Origin of the sequence: Microcoleus sp. B7-D4 (assembly GCF_036705125.1) — a bacterium.
GTDB lineage: Bacteria > Cyanobacteriota > Cyanobacteriia > Cyanobacteriales > Microcoleaceae > Microcoleus.
In genome coordinates this window covers 1-21,004 of the sequence record NZ_JAUBTT010000012.1, presented here as the reverse complement: position 1 = coordinate 21,004, position 21,004 = coordinate 1, and the positions used below count along the sequence as shown (strand labels likewise).

Here is a 21,004-nt window from a genome sequence, read left to right as displayed (position 1 = left end):
TGCTGACAACCCATGTTTTTAGAATTTTACATTCTTTGTCGGGGAAAAACAAGGGGAAAACCCGACTTGCTGAATCGTCTGGAGTCGTTGGAGTGTGCGTCATAAGCTGCTACGCCACTATGTCGTATAATATAGATACAAGATAAGTAAGCGATCGCAATAATGAATCTATTCGGAATGGGCCCGGTCTCATTCAAAAAAATCTCGATGATTTGCGATGGGGCAAAAAACAAGAGGAAACTAAAATGATTTCACAAACTTTAGTAGAAATTGAACGTTCTATTAGTTCCCTGTCGATAGAAGAACAACTTTGGCTGCTGGAACGTATCGCTTGCCGAGTGCGGGAGAAAACTTACATAGCTAATAAACTCGCTAATGCTAAATACCTGGAAGCAGAGATAGCAGAGATGGCCAACGATCCAGATATTCAAGTTGAGATTGCTGCGATCGATCGAGAGTTTATTGTGGCAGAAATGGATGGTTTACAAGCACTATGAGCATTCAGCGAGGGAAAATTTATTTTGTCAATCTTAACCCAGTTCATGGAAGAGAACAAGCTGGAATGCGACCTGTTTTGGTGCTTTCGATTGATACTATTAACCAGTCACCCTTAGTTGTTACTGTCATTCTCGGCACTAAAGGAACTAATATTCACCGCGAATATAGAACAAATGTGCGTGTTTCTGCGTCTGAAAGTGGTTTGCAAATAGAAACAGTTTTCCTCTGTTTTCAGATTCGATCTTTGGATCGAGAGCGATTTCCTACTGATTCTGCAGGGGAACTTTCCGCAGAAAAGATGTTAGAAGTTGAATCGGCGGTTCGTTACTGTTTAGGTTTATAAAAGTTTGGAGTGTTTAATTAATATTAACGATCGCATTTTCAGCATTGGTATTTAGGATGACGGCAGAGTTCCAATCAGATTTTGATCTAATTCGATAAATTGTTCAGCACAGTTAATTTGTTCCGCTAAAAATGCCTCAGCAATGTAAAACATAGCATAATAAGCGCGAGCAGCGGCATAGCCGGGAAAGCCATTATCTAACAGTAATTTTGCCGCACTGATGCTTTCGCGAGATTTCTGGATTAATTCTAATTGTTCGGGTTTCATAAAGCTATTCCCTCTTTACGAATGTTCCTCAATAAAGGCCCGTTGTAGTGCAAAAACCGATTTTCGTCCATAAACAAACAGCTAATCACTTCATCATTTTGGAGAGACAAGTCTGCCCGAATATGGCTGATTCTTTTGATTTCTTCGCCGGGATTGACTTGCCCTTTGAGAACTACCAAAACATCAATATCTGAGTCGGGATCTGCGTCGCCCCGCGCTTGGGAACCGTAGAGTACCATTTGGGTGAGACGATCGCCGTAAAGTTGCTCGAAGTGCGATCGCAATTCAGTTAAAATGGTCTTGAGTTTATCGTTGATTTTCATATTTGCGATCGATGTTATGTATTTAGTATATATCTAACTATACTCGGCGGTTGAAACCGCGTCTACACAAACAAAACCCGCCTTCGCGGGTTGAAGAGTGTGCGGTTTCAACCGCCGTCTCAAAATAACTAATGACTAATCACAAATCTGTCAGCAACCTGGCTTTCCGCAAAACAAATGTCAGAACAGTTTCTTCGCCGGTAATAATATCGGCTCTGCCTTCCATTCCCGATTGAATCGAATACTGGCGGGGAACATTAGCCTGGGAGTTTCCGAAGAATTGGCCGTTGGCGGATTTGAGTTTTGTTAAATAAGTTTGTTCGGGCTTAATTGCCACTTCGTAATAAGCTGTACCTAAATTATTAGTGGGATTTTGAGGGGCGATCGCATCTGGGGCGATTTCGCTGACAGTTCCTTTTAATGTGCCGTAATCGGGGAAAGGCAAAGCTGAAATCCTGATCTGTACGGGTTGGCCGATTTGGATGCGGGCGATGTCTTGGGATGTCACCTTGGCTTTGACTACCAGGGGTACGTCGCTGGGGACGATTTGGGCGATCGCGCTGCCGGCTTGTACGGTTTGACCAGTATTTCGTACTTCCAATCTGAGAATTGTACCATCAGCGGGCGCGCGGATCACGCTATTTTCGAGTTTTAAGTCAATTTGATTTAGTTCTTTTTTAGCTTGAATCAATTGTTGTTGAAGAGACGATCGCTTAACGAGCAAAACCCGCCGACTTCTGCCCAGTCTTTCGGCGACATCTGGCAGCGATGTGGCAAATTTTACTAAAGCGGCTTCGATTAATTCCTGTTGGGCGGAAGTTTCACTTTGGATGTTTTTAAATTGGGCGCTGGCCAAAATTTGATTTTCTAAGTCGCGCAGTTGCTGGTTGATTTGCTGTGCTGCTGTTTGAGACTGATTAATTATTTCTTGTAACTGCTTTTTTTGGTCGCCCAAACGCGAAGCGTCTACAACTGCGATCGCATCTCCTTCTTTTATTGTCTGATTTTCGCTGACAGCAATGCTTTCGACGGTTCCTTCGGTTGCTGCTTGCACGACGCGCACTTCTCCGGCTGGACGGACGATCGCATCTGCTTTGACTGTAGCGCTGTATTTGGTGACGCTAGCGAGGGCGATCGCCCCGCCAAAGGTCGCCACCATCAAAATGCCCCCCAAAGTCGTCCAGCGGCTGACAGGGGGCAAAAACTGGTCGTTATCAAAGGTTTCAGTGGGTGTGGCTTCGGGAGTGAGAGACATGGCGGCAAGGGGGAGAGGGGAATAGTTTGGAGTTTTGAGTTTTGAGTTGGGGGAGAGGGAGAGCTCAATCGCTGATTTCTTTTGTCACTTTTACGATCGGCTTTCCGGAAACCAAGCATAGGTTTAGAAGTCTAAATCAAAATTCACAGGGTAAAGGTAAAAATCCGCACAGCTTTGCCGTTCCCACCCACAAACTTCGCCAAATATCAAGAGGAGTGAAGCCAGCGGGCCACTGTCATTCAATTTTAGATTTTAGATTTTAGATTTTGGATTGACTTGCGCGAGATAAATGCGGGGGCAATAAGTGATTTTCGATTTTAGATTTTGGATTGATTCCACGGATAAATCACGTGGCGGGTACCACCTTTGAAATTCGTGGTCATGAAATACGGCGTTTCCGCAAAGAGTTTTGGCACTGTTACCGGGTTTTTCCTGTATGCGTAGGTAGTAAGTAAGTACATAGGTATTAATAGGAGTTATTTATGTCAGAAAATCAACAAGGTTCACTCTTCATCGAAGTAACCGATCGAGAATCTGCTACTGTCAACGGTGGCAGCATTACCAGCAGTGTTAGTGGTTCTAAAAGCAACAGCGAGACGGATAACAGCAGCAGCTATGGCCTGAATATGCTGTTTTTCCTGCCGCAGCCTAACCAGCTTTATCTGTACGATCCGAGCCGCGCTCGCACTTACAAAACCCTAGTGGTTTAGATAGCTGAGTCAAGTTGTGCGATCGAGTAAATTTTCAAAATTTATCGGTAATATTCCGGAAGCCGCACAGCACTACCAGAAGTATTAGTCAGTATTTACACGAGGCTCTAGAAATTAAATAATATTTCTAGTTTCCCTTCAATTTTATTAACTTAAACGGAGTCAAATCATGCAAGAAACAAAGGACGATTCACTGTTTGCTGAACTCACCCCTGAAGAATCAGCTAGCGTCAACGGCGGTCACTATACTAATCGATACAATTGTCAGCGGCAGCGGCGCAGTTGGGTCGTGTACCGCCGGAATTGCGACGGTTCATACAGAAGAGTAGTCCGCTACGCCTACTACTAAAATTTAGTGCTAGTCTATTCAGATATATAACTGTGGAATCGAGAAAGCACCCATAACTTTAGGGGTGCTTTTTGCTGATTGGGTACTCGGTGAAGAGTAATGTTCATTAGGCTCTACTCATTATTTATTTTGCCAAATGTTAAAGAACATTCCTTTTATCCGAGAAATGCCATTATTCGGACAAGTCAACAGGTTTATGAAATATCAGTAGGAGTTCTTTATGTCCGAAAATCAACAACATTCACTCTTCACCGAACTAACCGATCGAGAATCTGCTACTGTCAGCGGTGGCAGGATTACCAGCGGTGTCAGTGGCGCTAACAGCAACAGCGAGACTGATAACAGCAGCTATGGCCTGAATATGCTGTTTTTCCTGCCGCAGCCTAGCCAGCTTTATCTGTACGATCCGAGCCGCGATCGCCCTTACAAAACCCTAGTGGTTTAGATAGCTGAGTCAAGTTGTGCTATCGAGTAAACTTTCAAAATTTATCGGTAATATTCCGGAAGCCGCACAGCACTACCAGAAGTATTAGTCAGTATTTACACGAGGCTCTAGAAATTAAATAATATTTCTAGTTTCCCTTCAATTTTATTAACTTAAACGGAGTCAAATCATGCAAGAAACAAAGGACGATTCACTGTTTGCTGAACTCACCCCTGAAGAATCAGCTAGCGTCAACGGCGGTCACTATACTAATCGATACAATTGTCAGCGGCAGCGGCGCAGTTGGGTCGTGTACCGCCGGAATTGCGACGGTTCATACAGAAGAGTAGTCCGCTACGCCTACTACTAAAGTTTAGTGCTAGTCAATTCAGATATATAACTGTGGAATCGAGAAAGCACCCATAACTTTATGGGTGCTTTTTGCTGATTTGGTAGTTGGTGATGAGTAATCTTCTTTATGCTCTACCATTATTCATTTTGCAAAATGTTAAAGAACATCCCTTTGATCGGCAAAATGCCATTATTCGGACAAGTTAACAGGTTTAAGAAATATCAGGTTGTTCTCCAGCAGAGCGAAGAAGATTGCGGGGCGGCTTGTTTGGCTTCGATCGCGAAATTTTACGGACAAAATTTTACTATTAGCCGCTTGCGAGAATGTGCGGGCACCGGCCAAAAAGGGACGACTCTGCTGGGCTTGAAACAAGGTGCTGAGGCGATCGGCTTTAATGCTCGATCGGTGCGAGCAGCGGCTGCTATTTTAGACAAGCTCGATGATGCCCCTCTACCGATGATTATTCACTGGAGCGGCTATCACTGGGTTGTTTTGTACGGCAAACAGGGCAACAAATATGCGATCGGCGATCCGGCTGTCGGTATGCGCTATGTTTCTAAAGCAGAATTAGCAGCAGCTTGGACAGATTGGCTGTGCTTGCTAGTAGAACCCGATGCTGAGCGGTTTTTTGCGGCCGCAGAGGGCCAACCGCCCGCCAATTCCTTACAAAAATGGATGCGCCGGATTGGGATTTACCGCCCGATTTTAATGGAAGCATTTTTGCTGAATATGGTGTTGGGTTTGCTGTCGATTTCTTCGCCTTTTCTCGTTCAACTGCTCACTGACGACATCCTGGTGCGGGGCGACAGACAACTCCTGGCGAGTGTGGCGATCGCAGTTATAGTTATGAACCTTTTTAGCAGCAGTTTAGGATTGGTAGAGTCGAACTTAATTGCTCAGTTTTCCCAGCGTTTAGAATTGGGATTGGTGATGGAATTCGCGCGCAAATTCCTGCGATTGCCTTTGAGCTTTTACGAAACCAGACGCAGTGGCGAAATTGTCAGTAGATTACAAGATATCCAAGAAATCAATAAATTAGTTTCTCAAGTCGCTATCAGCTTGCCTAGTCAATTTTTTATCGCTGTAGTTTCTTTTATTTTTATGTTATTTTACAGCAAGGAACTGACTTTAGCCGCTACAGCTATAGCTCTGTTAATGACTGCCTCTACAGTGGTATTTTTGCCCGTATTGCAGCAAAAAACGCGCAGTTTATTTGTGCTGGAAGCAGAAACTCAAGGCGTTTTAGTAGAAACTTTTAAAGGCGCGCTGACTGTCAAAACTACTAGCAGCGGTCAGCAACTTTGGGAAGAATTTCAAACCCGCTTCGGTCGCTTAGCCAAGCTCACTTTTCGCACTACACAGATTGGCATTCTCAACAATATATTTTCAGGTTTTGTTGCCTCTGCTGGCAGCATTACTCTGCTGTGGCTTGGTAGCGGTTTGGTGATTGACAAGGTATTGAGTATAGGTCAGTTGCTAGCGTTTATTAGCATGAATCAAAACGTTACTACTTGGGTGAATTCGCTAGTAGGATTTACTGATGAAATGACTCGCGTGCAGACAGCAACTCAACGGCTGTCGGAAGTCATCGATGCTGAACCGGAAACTAAAGACGATACGAATAAACCTTTTGTAACTATTCAGGGGCGCGACGGTATTGTTTGCAAGAGTGTTAATTTTCACTACCCCGGCAGACTTGATTTGCTGGAAAATTTTTCTGTCACCTTTCCCGGCGGTCAAGCAATTGCTTTAATTGGTTATTCTGGCTGCGGAAAAAGTACGCTAGCAAAAGTAATTGCTGGTCTGTACCCGCTGCAATCTGGTAATATTAGAATTGGCGATTACAACTTGCAGGATTTGTCTCTCGACAGTCTCAGACAGCAGGTGGTTCTTGTTCCTCAAGAAGCGCATTTTTGGAGCCGTTCGATTATGGAAAATTTTCGATTAGGCAGTCCAGATATCAGCTTTGAACAGATTGTGAAAGCTTGCAAAATTGCGGGGGCGGATGAATTTATCAGCCAATTGCCTGATAAATATCAAACAGTTTTAGGGGAGTTTGGAGCGAATATTTCTGGCGGACAAAGACAAAGATTGGCGATCGCCCGCGCCATTCTCAACAACCCGCCTGTATTGATTTTAGACGAATCTACCGCAGGGCTTGACCCCGCAAGCGAAGCGGAAGTCTTAGAAAATTTGTTGATGTATCGACACGGGAAAACGACGATTTTTATCAGTCACAGGCCGCGAGTGATCGATCGCGCCGATTGGATTATCATGTTAGAACGCGGTCGGTTGAAAATGCAAGGCTCGGCTGCAAAATTGCGAGCGATTCCAGGAGACCATTTAGAGTTTTTGCATCCTTGAGCGAGTGAGAACTTATTAAATCCCCGACTTCTTGAAGAAGTCGGGGATTTGAGTATTCTGTTGTCCTAAATCAATCTGACATATACCATTGTGTAATCCAGTCATCCACCTCAGCCGTGCGAGGATTACGCACACAGATTGCTTGAGTCATGGGATGAAACTCTGCCTTCCTAGGGCATTATCCTTTCAGCAAAGCGATATTCTTTGCCTTCCTTAAATGCGGTAAAACTTTGCCCGTCAGGGCTAAACATTACAGAGAAACTATCTGTATCACCATTTTCGTGCATCACTATACGAACTTCAATTGATCGTGCCCTAACATTGCTTTTTTTCCAAACACCCCGCCACAAATTACTTGCACTCACAGTTCCGTCGGCGGAAAATCTCCAGGGAACTGGATGGTAAAATCCAGGTTCTACCCCCACTCGCCACAGGGTGTTGTTCACCATGGAAAATATTTCGTTCACATCAGAAGAGTCTCTAGTCGAGGATGGGGGTGAGTCATTAGCTTGTGGTAGCGAAACTCTGGGTTCTGATGCAGACAAAGAGCCAACGTTTTTCCCTATGTATCTAGTCATAGGAGCTTGTTGAGGCACAATCAGTGTTCCAAGCGATGCCATGATTCCAAAAATGACTAGGCTGCCAAATATAACCTTTGTTGGTTGGGAATTTGTGAAATTCAACGCTTTTCCAAGGATACCGTTTTCACGACCAATGTCAATTGGCTGAAGTTCCTTCAACGCAATAGCGGCATTAGGATAGCGGGTTTTAATGCTGGTAGATACCATTTTCTCTAGCCAGTTAACAAACTGATAATTCAATCTCGGTAGCTTCTTTTTAAATTGAATGTGACTATGCTCATCGAGTAAATTCCCAATCTCCGTTGATTTGGTTTTTGTCAATAAACAAATTAGTGTCATTCCTAAACTATAGAGATCGGATGATTCTGTCAGTTCACGATTGAATAGTTGTTCTGGTGGCATAAATCCCATTGTGCCTTTAACAACACTGCTAACTGTTGTATCGTCACTTGTGCGGGCAAAGCCAAAGTCTATGAGATAAGCTGCGATCTGTCGTGAACGATTAACCAAAATATTTTCTGGCTTAATATCTCTATGTACAATAGAGGGAGAGTGCTGCTGTAAGTAGACAAGAATATTCAATATTTCAACAGCAATTTGCTTAACTTCATGTGGTTCAAAATGTTGAGAGTGAGACAAAGGAACAGCTCTTTTGTATTCCTGAATTAAGCAAAACCCGTTCGCAGTTTCAAATGAATTAAGATAGAGGGGGATGTTAGGATGATTAAGTGATTTTAAGATATTAAGTTCTGCTTGATAAGCATGATACCCAGCCCAAGAGGTTGTGCTGGTTGCAAATTGAAATTGCTTGATAGCAACAGCTTTTTGATCTTTTATTTGAATTGCTTTGTAAGTAACTCGACCTCCAGAGCGATTTTCCCCTAGAACTCGGTCAACCTGATATCCTTGAGAACTAAAGTCTGGATACTCATTTGTGGATTGCATATCTATAAAACTAGGGTAGTATTATGATGACACACTTTAATTTTCAGATGCTTTCACGATTTAGCGTAGTCGAACCAAAATCATTCGCCTCCATCCCCAACTCCATTTCCAGCATTGTAATGATTTTTGCCAGCAGCCGATTGACGAGTTCGTGAGGTTCTCCTGGCATCCCAATCTCCAATACTCCCTGGTCATAGGCAATGCGAGTTGGGCGATTATCTCCCAAGTATTGCCGCCAGGCTTCATAGGTTTTCGGGGTTAGCCCTGAAACGATCGTGGCACTACCAGGAGTCCACGATCACTGGGGGCATGGATTAGCTCTCTAGCCAATGATACTTCTGTTTCTGAGGTACTCGCATTATAGTGTTAATCTGTAGGGTGCGGATCTGAGAAATATTGGTGGATAAAACTTAAAGATTGACGGGTGGCGACGCACCTTACACGGGCGATCGCAAGATTGTGTGTACCACATCTACATGGAATATGCTATAGCCTTTCTCAGAAAGATGAGGCCCTATAGGGTATAGGGCATAGGGCATAGGGCATACCTCACTTTTTTGAGAACCGCTGTAGTTCTTTTGCGATGATTATGGGATATTTGGTTTTACCTTTTTTAATTCGCCAACAGTTTCTTGAAATCGCCTGGTATCTAATGACTAATAACTTCTCTAAGTTTCTTGAGCCAAAGTACATCGATCGCACAATCCGAAAAACTCCAAAGTGTGATAATAAATCTTGAAAGAATGAGATTGTTGTAGTTGGCTTTCTAAGTGGTGGACGGGGCATTCGTCGATCGTAATAGAGGTGCCACATTCCAGACAAGTTAGGTGGTGTTGGTCTTGGTGGGCGGCACCGTAGAGAGACTCGCCACTAGCGAGAGTTCTGACGTGAACGAACCCCTCTCGCTTTAAACCGTCGAGGGAGCGGTAAACTGTTGCTAGGCCCATGCTTTGGTCGCTGTTACGCAGTTCTAAGTAGATATCTTGCGCTGAGAGCGATCGATTCAAGTGCTTGAGTAAGTGTAAAATACGCTCCTGACTGCGGGTGCGGTTGGTTCTCATAATTTTTTTGTGTAATCTGCTGGAATCAAATCTGGCCCTGTTTCTAGGCTATCTTACTTGGGCTAACCAAATGGCGATCGGCGCGCAGCTCGGTTGTAGAATACAATGGGGCTAACTTTCACATCACCTACCGCAACATTCCCGTGACTCAGAAATATCTTGCCCAAATCTATGTTACCCTCCGCCCTTCTGTTTTAGATCCCGCCGGCACTGCCGTACAGTCTGGTTTGCAACACATGGGATACGACAATGTTGAGCGTGTGCGAATCGGGAAGTACGTTGAATTGACGCTGACTGCTGCTGGTGAGTCCCAGGCGCGCGAACAACTCGATCGCGTTTGCGACCAACTTTTGGCCAATCCAGTGATTGAAAATTATCGCTTTGATTTGACTGAAATTCCTGTTGCTGTGGAGACAGCGGCGGCATAAATGCGATCGCCCCTAGCTCTTCGATCCCCCCTAACCCCCCTTAATAAGGGGGGGACAAGAGGGTTTTGAAAGTCTTTGTTAACAATACAAGAACTAGAACGACTCAAAGTCTCCCTTCTTAAGTGAGATTTAGGGGGATCGAGACTTCGATACAAGGGAGAAAAACATAAGATTTTAGTCTTATGTTGACACATCTTCCTTCTTCCGGACATCCGTTACATCCGTTACATAATCCGTTGCCGAACTTCCTTCTTCCTTCTTCCTTCAGCTTATGAAATTTGGAGTTATTGTTTTTCCGGGTTCAAATTGCGATCGCGATGTAGTATGGGTTACTCAAGGGTTACTCCACCAACCAACTCGCATGATTTGGCACGAAGATACCGATATTTCGGATATTGATATCATTGTAATTCCCGGTGGTTTCAGTTACGGAGATTATTTGCGGTGCGGCGCGATCGCCCGTTTTTCTCCGGCGATGCGGGCTACTGCGGAACACGCGAAACAGGGCAAACTTGTACTGGGTATTTGCAACGGTTTTCAGGTGTTGACTGAAGCTGGTTTGTTGCCCGGTGCTCTGGTGCGGAATGCGGGATTGAATTTTATTTGCGATCGCGCTTCTTTGAAAGTCGAACGCGGTAATACTCGTTGGACTGCGGCTTATACTATGGGTGAAATCATCGATTTGCCGATCGCCCACGGTGAAGGCAACTATTATGCTGATGCGGATACATTAGCAGAACTAGAAGAGCACAAGCAAGTGTTGTTTCGCTACTGCACTCCGGCGGGCAAAATTAGCGATGCTGGGAATCCCAACGGTTCGTTAAATAATATTGCCGGTATTTGCAATCGCCAAGGCAATGTGTTAGGAATGATGCCGCATCCAGAACGGGCATCCGATCCGATGTTGGGCGAAACTGATGGGGTGAAATTGTTTCAAGGGTTGTTGATGGCAAGTGTTGCTGCTGTTTTGTAGTTGATATTTGGGGTGTCTATGATTTTAGGAACAGGCAAGATGCCTGTTCCACAAAAAATTAAATTTATTGTGGGGTGGGCCGGAAAGCCCGCTTTTTGCAACAGGCAAGATGCCTGTTCCACAACAGATTAAATTCATCTACAAATAGACATCTCCAATAATTACTGTGGAACAGGCAGGATGCCTGTTCTTGACAAGCTTTAACTGGTTCCCAGGCTCAGCCTGGGAACCTATATCCAGAGGATCTGCCTCGCTTTAAAGCGACGCACCTACCAAATTAAAAATGCTAAAATGATTTGAGAGTCAATACATCGGAGAACAGTCCTATGCCTTCACCCTTTCCTGGAATGGATCCCTACTTAGAACACCCCGATTTCTGGCAGGAAACTCATCATTGGTTAATTTCTGCGATCGCGGCATCCTTAGTCCCTCAAATTCGCCCTAAATATGAGGTTGCAATCGACAAACGAATCTATGAAATTACCGATCCAAATGAAAGTAACGACGAGTCCCTTTTAGTAGGTATCCCCGATGTCGCGATTAAGCGTCAATCTAATAACCCGAATATTCCTACAGGTTCAGTTGCCACTTTAACTGTAACACTTCCGACTACCGTCAAAGTGCCTGCTCCTGAAAAAATTAAACAGACTTACCTGGAAGTGCGAGAAATGGCAACGAAACAAGTTGTCACCGCAATTGAAATTCTTTCTCCTGTCAACAAACGTAGTGGAGAAGGAAGAATTACTTATCTCAAAAAACGCCAGAGTATTTTAGGCAGCTTAACCAATTTAGTCGAAATCGATTTACTACGAAAATGGGAATCTATGCCCATTCTTAATAACTCTATTCAAAGCGATTATCGGGTTTTGGTCAGTCCCAGTAATCGCCGTCCGTTTGCCGAACTTTATGCTTTTAATCTCCGCGATTCTCTACCTATATTTCCGCTTCCCTTGCGCGAGGAAGATGTAGAACCTATTGTTAATTTACCAGAAATATTTGCAGGTATTTACGATCGCGCTGGCTATGATTATCGGATCGACTATAATCGAGAACCCGTACCGTCTCTATCGGAAGAAGATCGGGTTTGGGCAACCCAACTTTTGCAAGAAAAAGAACTTCGAGATAATTAATTATATTTTACTTTATATCGTAGGGTGCGTCGCGATCGACAATCTCTAAATCAACTTGAAAATTTCGCAGCGACGCACCCTACAAATATCTCGCATCTTAGCTATGATAATTCACGCAATATTGTTTCTATCGTCACATCTGGCAGACCAAGCAACTGAGCGATTTGGGATGGTTCGATACCTTGACTGTGCAACTTACAAACGACATCAGCAACATCAATTTCGAGTCGTTCGATCTGAGTTTTGAATCTGGATTCAGTGGCGTATTTGTTGTCAGATTTGCTAGGCAAAGAAGGACAGGGGTTGAGGTTGAGGGTGTGGACGTATTCGACGTATTGAATATAATCTCTGCCGAAGTTTGAGGTATTGCTAATATTTCTGCGATCGATCGCAGCTTTGAGATTGCCTTTTTGCATCTCTTCATCCATCACTGCGGAAAGACTTTTGAGTAGCTTGTAGCCGACTTCTCGGACGTATTTAGTAGTGTAGCGGGTGTCGCGGGCGATCGTTTCGTAGGTTTTGCCATCATACATTCCCTGCAACACTAACCGTTGTAGCGTGTTGAGATGTTTACCTGTTTTTTCAAATATTAGACCATCGACCAATTTCAGCAATTCGTTATCGTCAGGGACGGCTTGCAACGGGCGATCGTCGTTGGGCTGCATGGGTTAAGTGAAGAAATATAAAGTTAAGGAAACTTCGGGCTTTTTCAGTCTTTTTCGGGCTTTTTCAGCCATGACATAGATGAGACAGGTAAGGTAGATTTCTTAAATCACCAACACAAAGCAAAAGTATATGCCTGACAATTTAGCTTTGCTGGACAAGAACGATGACATATTGAACGGTAGCAGCGCCACGAATCAAGCGGATTGCGGCTGTGGCTCGAAAAAAGCCACGACTCAAGAGACGGTATCGAATGCTCAGAATATCCAGAATATCTTTAGCTTGGGAAGCAACGATACGCTAGAAAGTTCGATCGCGCCAGACTTTTTGAATGGTAACACGGGAAAGGACTTTATCTCCGGTAGTGTTGATGGGGATATCGGGCGATCGGCTTCTCAAGTCAGCAGTGGCTCACTTTCGAGCGATGGTAGTGCTTACATTTTAACTGAGGGAAGCGACACATTTACGATCGCGATCGGCTTGCTGGATACTCTCATCGGCGGTTTGCGGGCTTTAGGCGGTGCGGATTCGATTACTGGTTCGGAATCTGGGGATGTCGTCTATGGCGACGAAGGAAATGACCGAATTGAGGGCCTCGGTGGTGCTGATTTGCTCTATGGCGGCTTGGGGAACGATTTTCTGAGTGGCGGTGCGGGCCAAAATGGTCTGCTGGGCGGTGAAGGTGCAGACACCTTGCAGGGCGGTGAAAGTGCTGATGGTGTCAACGGAAACGCAGGTGATGACGTAATCTTCGGTGCAGGCGGAGACGACTTTTTGCGGGGTGGTCGCAATAACGATATTGTGAATGGGGAAGATGGCGATGACTTCCTGATTGGCGATTGGGGCAATGACACTCTGACTGGTGGTGTGGGTCAAGATATATTTTTTCTGCGCTCTGAGGCGGCTTTAGGCTCTCCTACGTTTGACTTAATTACCGACTTTCAAAGAGCAATTGATTTTATCGGACTTAGTACAAATCTTAAGGAATCAGATATTGTTTTGGAGTCGAAAGTGCAGCCTTCTGGTGGTTCGGCTGTGGATATTAAGGTGGCTGCAACAGGGACTTTGTTAGGTACTGTTCTGGGAGTAACACCAGATGATTTAAAAGGTCGTTTCAGACCTTATGATGTCGAACCAGAGCGTCCTGAAGATAGAGTCACAATTGATTTACCGGAAGTAAAAAAGCTATCTGACAACAGATTTCAGATGGAGTTTCCGGCGAGTGATGGTAGCAAATATATCACTGTTATTCAAGATGATGCTGACGGACGTTTCGTAGAATCAGTTATATTCGTACCCAATCGTACAACTGGTGTTCGTGGTAGTACAACGCTCTTTAATCGAGATGGTAGAAGCGCTGATATCACGCTTGAAGGCTCTAATGAAACGGCGCGAGTTGAGTATCAACAAAGTCAAGAAACTGGAAAGCCGGATCAAGGTGTTATATCGTGGATTAAGGATGGTCAGGTTATTGACAAAGTAAATTTTCCTCTGCCAATCGAGCCAACTCCAATACCTACTCCTAAACCACCAGTTACTCCTCCGACCGTTGGTCAACCAGATTTTGCGAAAGCTTGTCAGTCGGTTAAAGACTTCTGTGAAGGAACTGCAAAACTGGCTAAAGTGGTTGATTTTGCTGCTAACGTTGCATTAGTTACTGGTATATTGTTTGCTGTTCCTAGTGGAGGACTTAGCCTATCACTTGACGTTATTGGCGCAGAATTGAAGGCAGCGTCTGTTGGATTTAAAGTCCTTGACTACAGTTGCAAACTTCTTACAGGTAGCGATAAAGACCTTGGTGATGCGGTAATTGACGAATTGACTGGGATAGGAATTGAGAAAGCTCTCAAATCAGCAGGACTTGCAGAAGACTTAGAAAATGCTGTAGGAGGTACTTTAGATTTAGCTTCATCTACTAAGGATCTCACTGATTTATTTTTTGGGGAAGAGAAGCCGACAGAACCTTCTAAAACCAACTTTTTGCCTCAGTTCCGAAAGTTTCTTGCTGATAAGACGGGTATTCCATTTGACTTTTGCGATAAACCTGCGACTACTCCTGTAACACCTCCACCAACTTGTTCGGAGCAAGTCTTTAAGGCAGAAGTCATCCCTTCAGTTCTCAATTATGGACAAACGGCAGAAGTCAAAGTTACCTACTGCGATCCACAAAACAAACTAAACAACATACTCGTAGAACTTAGGACAAGAAGTGGTGAAATACAAACCAAAAACATTCCCGTTTCCTCTTCGAGTGGCACGGTAAGTTTCGAGATCCGAAATAAGTCAAACGCTTTTGGGGACTGTGATGATCTTGGTTTTGCGGCTACTGGTAGGCCAGGAATATCGGGTAGTGTTGTCATTACAGGTATAAGAGACAACGCTAATGGATTCGCTTCATTCGGGGCTCTGCCTGACTTTTTTCTCACTGGTGGATTAACCCAGATCCCTACTCAATTCGACAGTAGAGCGGTGTGTGGTGTGGAGTTGGTTTAAGGGCGATCGGGTTTGTTGTGGATGGGCGATCGGGTTTTTGGGTTGAGGGGCGATCGAATTTGATTTGTTAGTCCGTTAGTTAGTCCGCGCCAGGGGCTAGTTGGTTCGTTGCCGAGTCCGCCAGGGGTTGAAACCCCTGTCTCATAGCGAAAGTCCTCTCAAAGAGGACTGAAGAGTTAGTTGATGTGTATCGGTTTCATGCGAATTTTCAGTCGGTTTCAACCGACTGTCTTCTATGAGACGGGGGTTGAAACCCCCGGCGGGCTGTGTCACAAAGCAGACAAATTTTCACTCGGTTTCAGGCCGATCGAATTTGAGAGAAATGTGCGATCGGGCAATAAGTTGTTCACCAATAAGTGATTAATGGGAACTCGATTAGTAACATATTTTTTGCGATAGGCAATCGTGTAATAATTCTGCTGCCTATCTTTTTTAACCACAACACAGCTCAATCCTTACCCCCTCTGGATTTGGGGCGGCTTATCACACCCCCAGCACACTAACAATCCTATTTTTTAATAGTCGCTTGCAAATAAAGCAGCGGGTCTTCAGCAACCCAACCCAACCCCGAATTGTACCGAACTTCAAAATGCAAATGAGAGGGCGGAATGTCCCGTTTTCCCGTCGTCCCCACAGTTCCCAAAACTTCTCCAGACAGCACTTTTTGACCGACTTTTACCGCAATATCTTTCAAATGAGCGTAGCGCGTTTGCTTCCCCGCTTCATGGTTCACCACCACTAAATTCCCGTAATCCCCCTGCGGCCCGGCAAAGGCGACAGTCCCTTCGCCCGCGGCCAAAACCTGCGTACCCTCCGACGCCAAAAAATCTACCCCGCTGTGGAAAAAAAATTCGCGCCGCGCCGGATGCAATTGCCGCCCGTAACGCAAAGCTTCCACTGCTGGGGCGGGTAGCGGAAATCCTTCCACCGATGGCGTTGCTTCGGGATTGATAGAAGGCCCGATCGACCTATTCACCGCAGGCACAAACACCGTTTTCCCCAAAGGCCTGCACCCATTCGCCTCAAATAGCAAATCTGCGCGCACTTTGTAAGCTTCTGCCAGTTTTTGCCAATTCCAGCCTGCAGGCACTTCTACCTCGATGCCACTGTACGGAGGAATGACGATCGCACTTCCAGCAGATACTCCACCGCCCCGCAACATCGGATTTATCCCGATCAGCGCCCCAGGAATCACATTGTACTGCCGCGCGATGCTTTCTATTGTTTCGCCCTGGGCCACCGTGTGGCGGCGCAACCGAGACATAGCCGGACTCGGGCAATCGCGTGCGGGGTCGGGGTTTTCTACAGGTGCACCTGAAGGAAGATTTGCAGGTGGGATTTCGGTATTTGCCGCCGTTTTCTCAACGGGTGCGATCGACCAAATTAGTGCAAAAATCAGCGGAAATAAGGGTTTAAAAGTCATTATGTACATAAAAAAGTATTCATTTCGGACAGTTGACAATTTTAAAATCCTGTAAAATTGCATATTTACAAGCTCTAGCCACCCCCCAGACTGTAAATCCCAGGCTAAGCCAAGTTAGGATGAGAATTATTAGTTTGATTCGCTCTTGGCAAATCCGGCAAAATTGCCTGTGATGCCGATGGGCGCCTGCCTGTTAACAGCTATGTTCTTGAGGAAGCGGTACGCCCCGCCCCGCTTCCTTCCCGTCGCCAAGACAAAAATGCTTGATTGGGAACGTGTCTGCGGGGATGAGGTATTTAGCGGGAGTTATTAAATGAGTTTATCTTTTAAGCAAGCGACCCTTTATGTGACTTTGCTGTCAATCGGCGGAGGTATGGGATGGTTGGGAAATCGCTATCTGCAAGGCTCAAACAATCTGGAAACCGGATTGGTTTTGCCAGTAGTACGCCAGCAAATCCCCCCCTATCCCTCTCCTCCAGTTCTGGAAAATCGGGCGGTCGATCGCAGCAATCCCAATTTTATTGCTGAAGCAGCCGAAAAAGTCGGCCCGGCTGTAGTGCGGATTGACGCATCGAGCAAGGTGGCGAATCAAGTGCCCGAAGCTTTCAAAAATCCTTTGTTTCGTCGGTTTTTTGGGGAGAATTTGCCGCAGCCGGAAGAACGAACCAAGAGAGGTACGGGCTCCGGGTTTATTCTCACTTCTGACGGCCGCATCGTTACTAATGCTCACGTTGTCTCCGGGACGGATACTGTCAAGGTGACGCTCAAAGACGGCCGCGAGTTTGAGGGTAAGGTGCAGGGAGTCGATCCGCTGACGGATGTCGCTGTGGTTAAGATTAATGCTAAGGAACTGCCGCAGGTGGCTTTGGGTCGATCGGACAATATTGTACCGGGACAGTGGGCGATCGCGATCGGCAATCCTTTAGGTCTCGACAATACCGTGACTGTGGGCATTATCAGCGCTACGGGTCGATCGAGTTCCCAAGTCGGCATCCCCGACAAGCGAGTCCGCTTCATCCAAACCGACGCCGCCATCAACCCCGGCAATTCAGGCGGCCCGCTGCTCAACGACCAAGGCGAAGTAATTGGCATCAATACCGCGATTCGCGCCGACGCTCAGGGCTTGGGATTTGCAATTCCGATCGAAACCGCCAAACGAGTTTCCGATCAGCTATTCGCCAAAGGTAGAGCCGAACATCCCTATCTCGGCATTCAAATGGTCAGCTTGACAGCAGCCACCAAGGCAGAACTCAACAAACAGCTCGATAATAATAAAATTACCCTCGATCAAGGCGTAGCCGTGGCGCGAGTCGTGGAAAATTCCCCCGCTCAAAAAGCCGACTTGCGCCCCGGAGATGTCATTCAAAAAGTTGACGGAATTGCGGTTAACACTCCCGGTGACGTGCAAGAACGGGTGGAAAACACGGTTGTGGGCAAAGAACTCGAACTGGAAATTAACCGTTTGGGTCAAGTTCAGAATATTAAAGTACGTCCGGGTGCTTTTCCCCTATCGGGTAGCTCCGCCGGTGGGTAATACCATTTTCGATTTTCGATTTTCGATTTTCGATTAAAGAATTAAGAATGACTTACTGCATAAGGATTTGGATCTTATCTGCAGTTGCATTCTTTTTTGAAATTGGTATTAGTTGCAAGGGTGGAGGATGGAAGATGAATCTGATGCTTTATAGTCCTGGAAGCAGTAACCGGGTTTTTTCACCAAAATCCTCGGTGTAGCGCTAGGGATTGCCGGTTAACAGCCCGGTTTCTTAATTCCCTGTGCCTCCATGATTCAGGATTATGGATTTTTCTGAACAACTTTCATCTTTCTGGCTTCCCCAACCCGTTGACCTTTTTACTTGTCTTTGGGTGAGTTTGGTTGAATCGAGCTGGTGCTTGCTAAATTTTCTTCGAGGTGCATCCTTTGCTCCATTTGCCTCAAAAAATATCCTGTCATCATCGCTGAAGCTAGCAAACCTGCTAAGTTTTCGCGATCGGTGGTAATTTCGACGTTAAAATTTTCTGAAGGCAAAACGCCGACAAGTCCTTGAACGTTATGAGAGATTATTTCTCTGATGTCGGGGCTGACAGACTTGGCGACGCGGGCTAGCACCTCCGGGGATTGGTGTTGGAGGTACTTCAGCAGTGGATTGACTGCGGTTTGTTGGGCATTGGATGTGTCAAAGTCAGGGTGAAAAACCATTTGGCGATTCTTAATTTCTGGCTGGTTACATTCTACTTCAAACTACTCGTCATTGCTTGGGTACAAATTTGCCTGAAAGTCAAGTTGCAATTGTTTTGGCAGTTGGTCTACTTGAAAGTACCGGTGAAATTTCTCGGTAACTTGTAACCAATACGACCGCCCCTCAGCAGGCCGCCGTTTGCGGACGAAACCCATTTCTACCAGTTCCTGCACTTGCTGGTAAGCTCCTGAACCTCGCAAGTTAACTAAATCTGGCTGAGCGATGCCGCCTTTGAGGGCGATCGCAGCCAGCGTCCGCAAAGCTCCCACACCTAATTCTGGAGGTATTAAAGTTTGCATTAAACTGGCAAACTCTTCTCTGAGTTGCAGGCTGTATCCTGTGGGGGTTTCGACGACTTCTAATGCACTGTCGCGGTGGGACGAGTCAGACATGAGTTCGATGATGGCGTCTTCGGCTTCGGCTCGATCGCACTTGGCAATCTCGGCAATTTCTGCGATCGACACGGGCTGACCTTTTAGGTAAAGTATGGCTTCTATTGTTGTGGCTAAGCGAGTCATTTGGGAATTAGTAATGAGGAATGGGGACGTTGAAAGAAGAAGGAATAAGCAAGAAACAAGAAGGAATCAGGAAAACAACAGTTATCCGTATTTCCGTAACTTCCGTGTCGTGAAGAATGAGAGTTAGGAATAAACATTCCCCTTACACAAATTATTAATAGTGTAGGTTAGGTTGAGAAACAAAACCTACACTATTAATTTTCTTTTTTTATATCAATCCGAGACGCAGGAATATATAACGTTTCTAGCTCTCCTGAGCTTATGGTAAAATATATCAACCAATACAGATGACGGGGCTAGGACCGATTTTTGGTAAAAAAAATATGGGGTCAGTCTTGTTAAGAAGCCCCATCAGTTAAAAATGTTACCTCAATCATACCAAATTTGTTTCCAACAGCAGCTCAAAAACACCGAATACTTGACTGTGACTATTTTAGTTTTTCTGCTCCCAACCCATAAACAAGTGAGTATTGAGTTATTCGCGAAATTGATGCCATACCCAATCATGTTTGAGAGCCGACGACGTTCTATTCAACGGTTTCTCAAGCTACCTATCCTCAAGATAGAAAAGCTTTGGTTTCATCTGCTTAAATATATCTGGAGAACTCAATTTAAAAAGAAACAAGAGTTGAAGGTCGCCATTGATAGAACGCAGTGGCGAGATAAAAATATGTTGATGATTAGCCTGATTGGGGACAAGAGAGCTTTACCGTTGTAGTAGCAGATATTGCCTTCGCTGTGCCTGTAGCAACATCCGAGAACAACAAAGCTTAATCGGCCCCATTCTTGGTCTGCTAAAAAAATATAAAATGGTCCTTTTAGGAAACGCCTGAATTTGCGATCGTTAAGCTGGCAAGTGGGCTGTGTGAAAATAACATAAGGTTTGTTTTGAGAGTAAAACAGGGACGCTATATTCAAGAAGAAGGAGAGGAATTTAAGCGGTTGAGTGAGTGTGGTTTAGTAGCAGGTACGAGCTTTTATGTGACAGGAGTTAAAATCAGCAGCAAGGATTTGGCTGTTTTGATGTCGCTGGTTATGGGCAACGAAAATATCGAAATAGTGGCGAAGATGAAGACTGGTATTTACTCACCAATATCGCGAAATTGAAACAAGCTGTAACAGCGTTTAAATGTCGCAGTGGTATCGAAGCAATGTTTAAGGATTGTAAAACAGGAGGCTATAATCTTGAAAAAAGTTACCCTGGTGACGACCGCCTCAAAACTTTAATATTATAAAACTTTAATATTTTTAATAGCTTTAGCTTATAGTTGCTTATAGTTGTGCGATTTTACAAGGACACAAGCTCAAGCTTATGGGAATTCCTACATACATCGGTCGCCTTACGGTCGTCGAGGCGATCGCAACGCCGTCATAGTAGCTTTTGAATTGGATTATACGGTCAATCGTGGGCGCAGCGAAGCGGAGGGAGTAGGGAGGGAGCTTTGCCATGCACCCATTGCGGAATTGATGAAAATTAGACGCAATCATATCCTCTTCCCTCAGATTAGCAACCCGGAGTTTTAACAACGGAAAAAGGAATAGTATCCCAGTGATGCAACTGCGTCTGTGTAGAGACGGAAAAAAAATAAGGGTAAAAAACCCTGAAGACTGCAGAGAAATAAGTCATCATCATCACCATGTAGAAAGAGAGGTCAAGCCCTCGG

24 protein-coding genes are annotated in these 21,004 nt (G+C 45.1%); 13 read left to right on the top strand and 11 right to left on the bottom strand.

Annotated elements, in window-relative coordinates; translation table 11 throughout:
- Window positions 1–245: 245 nt before the first annotated feature.
- Window positions 246–497, top strand: coding sequence for a hypothetical protein (locus QUB12_RS06955; RefSeq protein ID WP_333108022.1), 252 nt, complete (start codon window positions 246–248; stop codon window positions 495–497).
- Entirely contained in the window at window positions 494–841 is a 348-nt protein-coding gene (locus QUB12_RS06950; RefSeq protein ID WP_333306125.1) for a type II toxin-antitoxin system PemK/MazF family toxin, read from the top strand. The genes QUB12_RS06955 and QUB12_RS06950 overlap by 4 nt, the downstream gene beginning before the upstream one ends.
- A 51-nt stretch (window positions 842–892) precedes the next feature.
- On the opposite strand, the gene QUB12_RS06945 is transcribed toward QUB12_RS06950, so the two are convergent.
- The 3 genes from QUB12_RS06945 to QUB12_RS06935 form a co-directional block, all read right to left on the bottom strand.
- Window positions 893–1,108: a HEPN domain-containing protein gene (locus QUB12_RS06945; protein ID WP_333140938.1), complete on the bottom strand. Its 216-nt coding sequence runs from the start codon at window positions 1,106–1,108 to the stop codon at window positions 893–895.
- Window positions 1,105–1,431: a nucleotidyltransferase domain-containing protein gene (locus QUB12_RS06940; protein WP_333140940.1), complete on the bottom strand. Its 327-nt coding sequence runs from the start codon at window positions 1,429–1,431 to the stop codon at window positions 1,105–1,107. The genes QUB12_RS06945 and QUB12_RS06940 overlap by 4 nt, the downstream gene beginning before the upstream one ends.
- 139 nt (window positions 1,432–1,570) lie before the next feature.
- On the bottom strand, window positions 1,571–2,686 hold the full coding sequence (locus tag QUB12_RS06935) for an HlyD family efflux transporter periplasmic adaptor subunit (protein ID WP_333140942.1): 1,116 nt from the start codon (window positions 2,684–2,686) through the stop codon (window positions 1,571–1,573).
- 482 nt (window positions 2,687–3,168) lie between these two features.
- Between QUB12_RS06935 and QUB12_RS06930 the strand changes: the two genes are divergently transcribed.
- The 5 genes from QUB12_RS06930 (at window position 3,169) to QUB12_RS06910 (ending at window position 6,885) form a co-directional block, all read left to right on the top strand.
- Window positions 3,169–3,396: a secretion protein HlyD gene (locus QUB12_RS06930; RefSeq protein ID WP_333140944.1), complete on the top strand. Its 228-nt coding sequence runs from the start codon at window positions 3,169–3,171 to the stop codon at window positions 3,394–3,396.
- A gap of 169 nt (window positions 3,397–3,565) precedes the next feature.
- Window positions 3,566–3,745 (top strand): hypothetical protein, encoded by a 180-nt coding sequence (locus QUB12_RS06925; protein ID WP_333140949.1) that lies wholly within the window; start codon window positions 3,566–3,568, stop codon window positions 3,743–3,745.
- A gap of 220 nt (window positions 3,746–3,965) precedes the next feature.
- Window positions 3,966–4,190, top strand: a complete 225-nt coding sequence (locus tag QUB12_RS06920) for a secretion protein HlyD (protein WP_333140948.1) — start codon at window positions 3,966–3,968, stop codon at window positions 4,188–4,190.
- Window positions 4,191–4,359: 169 nt separating this feature from the next.
- The gene (locus QUB12_RS06915; RefSeq protein WP_333140949.1) at window positions 4,360–4,539 is read left to right on the top strand and encodes a hypothetical protein; all 180 of its coding nucleotides are present in this window, start codon (window positions 4,360–4,362) and stop codon (window positions 4,537–4,539) included.
- A gap of 135 nt (window positions 4,540–4,674) precedes the next feature.
- Entirely contained in the window at window positions 4,675–6,885 is a 2,211-nt protein-coding gene (locus tag QUB12_RS06910; protein WP_333306123.1) for a peptidase domain-containing ABC transporter, read from the top strand.
- Between the two features lie 170 nt (window positions 6,886–7,055).
- On the opposite strand, the gene QUB12_RS06905 is transcribed toward QUB12_RS06910, so the two are convergent.
- The 3 genes from QUB12_RS06905 to QUB12_RS06895 form a co-directional block, all read right to left on the bottom strand.
- Window positions 7,056–8,411 (bottom strand): serine/threonine-protein kinase, encoded by a 1,356-nt coding sequence (locus tag QUB12_RS06905; RefSeq protein ID WP_333306121.1) that lies wholly within the window; start codon window positions 8,409–8,411, stop codon window positions 7,056–7,058.
- Between the two features lie 43 nt (window positions 8,412–8,454).
- Window positions 8,455–8,580 (bottom strand): hypothetical protein, encoded by a 126-nt coding sequence (locus QUB12_RS06900; protein ID WP_333306119.1) that lies wholly within the window; start codon window positions 8,578–8,580, stop codon window positions 8,455–8,457.
- Window positions 8,581–9,079: 499 nt separating this feature from the next.
- Window positions 9,080–9,472: a Fur family transcriptional regulator gene (locus QUB12_RS06895; RefSeq protein ID WP_333306117.1), complete on the bottom strand. Its 393-nt coding sequence runs from the start codon at window positions 9,470–9,472 to the stop codon at window positions 9,080–9,082.
- Between the two features lie 143 nt (window positions 9,473–9,615).
- On the opposite strand from QUB12_RS06895, the gene purS reads away from it, so the two are divergent.
- The 3 genes from purS to QUB12_RS06880 all read left to right on the top strand — a co-directional run bounded on the left by purS (window position 9,616) and on the right by QUB12_RS06880 (window position 12,003).
- Complete coding sequence (gene purS, locus QUB12_RS06890; protein WP_333055476.1) at window positions 9,616–9,900, top strand: phosphoribosylformylglycinamidine synthase subunit PurS; 285 nt, start codon at window positions 9,616–9,618, stop codon at window positions 9,898–9,900.
- Window positions 9,901–10,171: 271 nt separating this feature from the next.
- The gene (purQ, locus tag QUB12_RS06885) at window positions 10,172–10,873 is read left to right on the top strand and encodes a phosphoribosylformylglycinamidine synthase subunit PurQ (protein ID WP_333306114.1); all 702 of its coding nucleotides are present in this window, start codon (window positions 10,172–10,174) and stop codon (window positions 10,871–10,873) included.
- Window positions 10,874–11,199: 326 nt separating this feature from the next.
- Window positions 11,200–12,003: a DUF4058 family protein gene (locus tag QUB12_RS06880; RefSeq protein WP_333306112.1), complete on the top strand. Its 804-nt coding sequence runs from the start codon at window positions 11,200–11,202 to the stop codon at window positions 12,001–12,003.
- Between the two features lie 101 nt (window positions 12,004–12,104).
- On the opposite strand, the gene QUB12_RS06875 is transcribed toward QUB12_RS06880, so the two are convergent.
- Window positions 12,105–12,668, bottom strand: a complete 564-nt coding sequence (locus QUB12_RS06875) for a hypothetical protein (protein ID WP_333306110.1) — start codon at window positions 12,666–12,668, stop codon at window positions 12,105–12,107.
- Window positions 12,669–12,798: 130 nt separating this feature from the next.
- On the opposite strand from QUB12_RS06875, the gene QUB12_RS06870 reads away from it, so the two are divergent.
- On the top strand, window positions 12,799–15,159 hold the full coding sequence (locus QUB12_RS06870; protein WP_333306108.1) for a calcium-binding protein: 2,361 nt from the start codon (window positions 12,799–12,801) through the stop codon (window positions 15,157–15,159).
- A gap of 269 nt (window positions 15,160–15,428) precedes the next feature.
- On the opposite strand, the gene QUB12_RS06865 is transcribed toward QUB12_RS06870, so the two are convergent.
- Both QUB12_RS06865 and QUB12_RS06860 read right to left on the bottom strand, forming a co-directional pair.
- Window positions 15,429–15,599, bottom strand: a complete 171-nt coding sequence (locus QUB12_RS06865; RefSeq protein ID WP_333306106.1) for a hypothetical protein — start codon at window positions 15,597–15,599, stop codon at window positions 15,429–15,431.
- Between the two features lie 68 nt (window positions 15,600–15,667).
- Entirely contained in the window at window positions 15,668–16,591 is a 924-nt protein-coding gene (locus QUB12_RS06860; RefSeq protein WP_333306105.1) for a M23 family metallopeptidase, read from the bottom strand.
- Between the two features lie 304 nt (window positions 16,592–16,895).
- Between QUB12_RS06860 and QUB12_RS06855 the strand changes: the two genes are divergently transcribed.
- Window positions 16,896–18,116 carry an HhoA/HhoB/HtrA family serine endopeptidase gene (locus QUB12_RS06855; protein ID WP_333306102.1) on the top strand — a complete coding sequence of 407 codons (1,221 nt, stop codon included), beginning with the start codon at window positions 16,896–16,898 and terminating at the stop codon, window positions 18,114–18,116.
- Window positions 18,117–18,434: 318 nt separating this feature from the next.
- On the opposite strand, the gene QUB12_RS06850 is transcribed toward QUB12_RS06855, so the two are convergent.
- Window positions 18,435–18,782, bottom strand: a complete 348-nt coding sequence (locus tag QUB12_RS06850) for a DUF760 domain-containing protein (RefSeq protein WP_006635907.1) — start codon at window positions 18,780–18,782, stop codon at window positions 18,435–18,437.
- A gap of 42 nt (window positions 18,783–18,824) precedes the next feature.
- On the bottom strand, window positions 18,825–19,340 hold the full coding sequence (scpB, locus tag QUB12_RS06845) for an SMC-Scp complex subunit ScpB (RefSeq protein WP_333081868.1): 516 nt from the start codon (window positions 19,338–19,340) through the stop codon (window positions 18,825–18,827).
- Window positions 19,341–20,228: 888 nt separating this feature from the next.
- On the opposite strand from scpB, the gene QUB12_RS06840 reads away from it, so the two are divergent.
- Window positions 20,229–20,447 (top strand): hypothetical protein, encoded by a 219-nt coding sequence (locus QUB12_RS06840; RefSeq protein WP_333140974.1) that lies wholly within the window; start codon window positions 20,229–20,231, stop codon window positions 20,445–20,447.
- Window positions 20,448–21,004 lie beyond the last annotated feature (557 nt).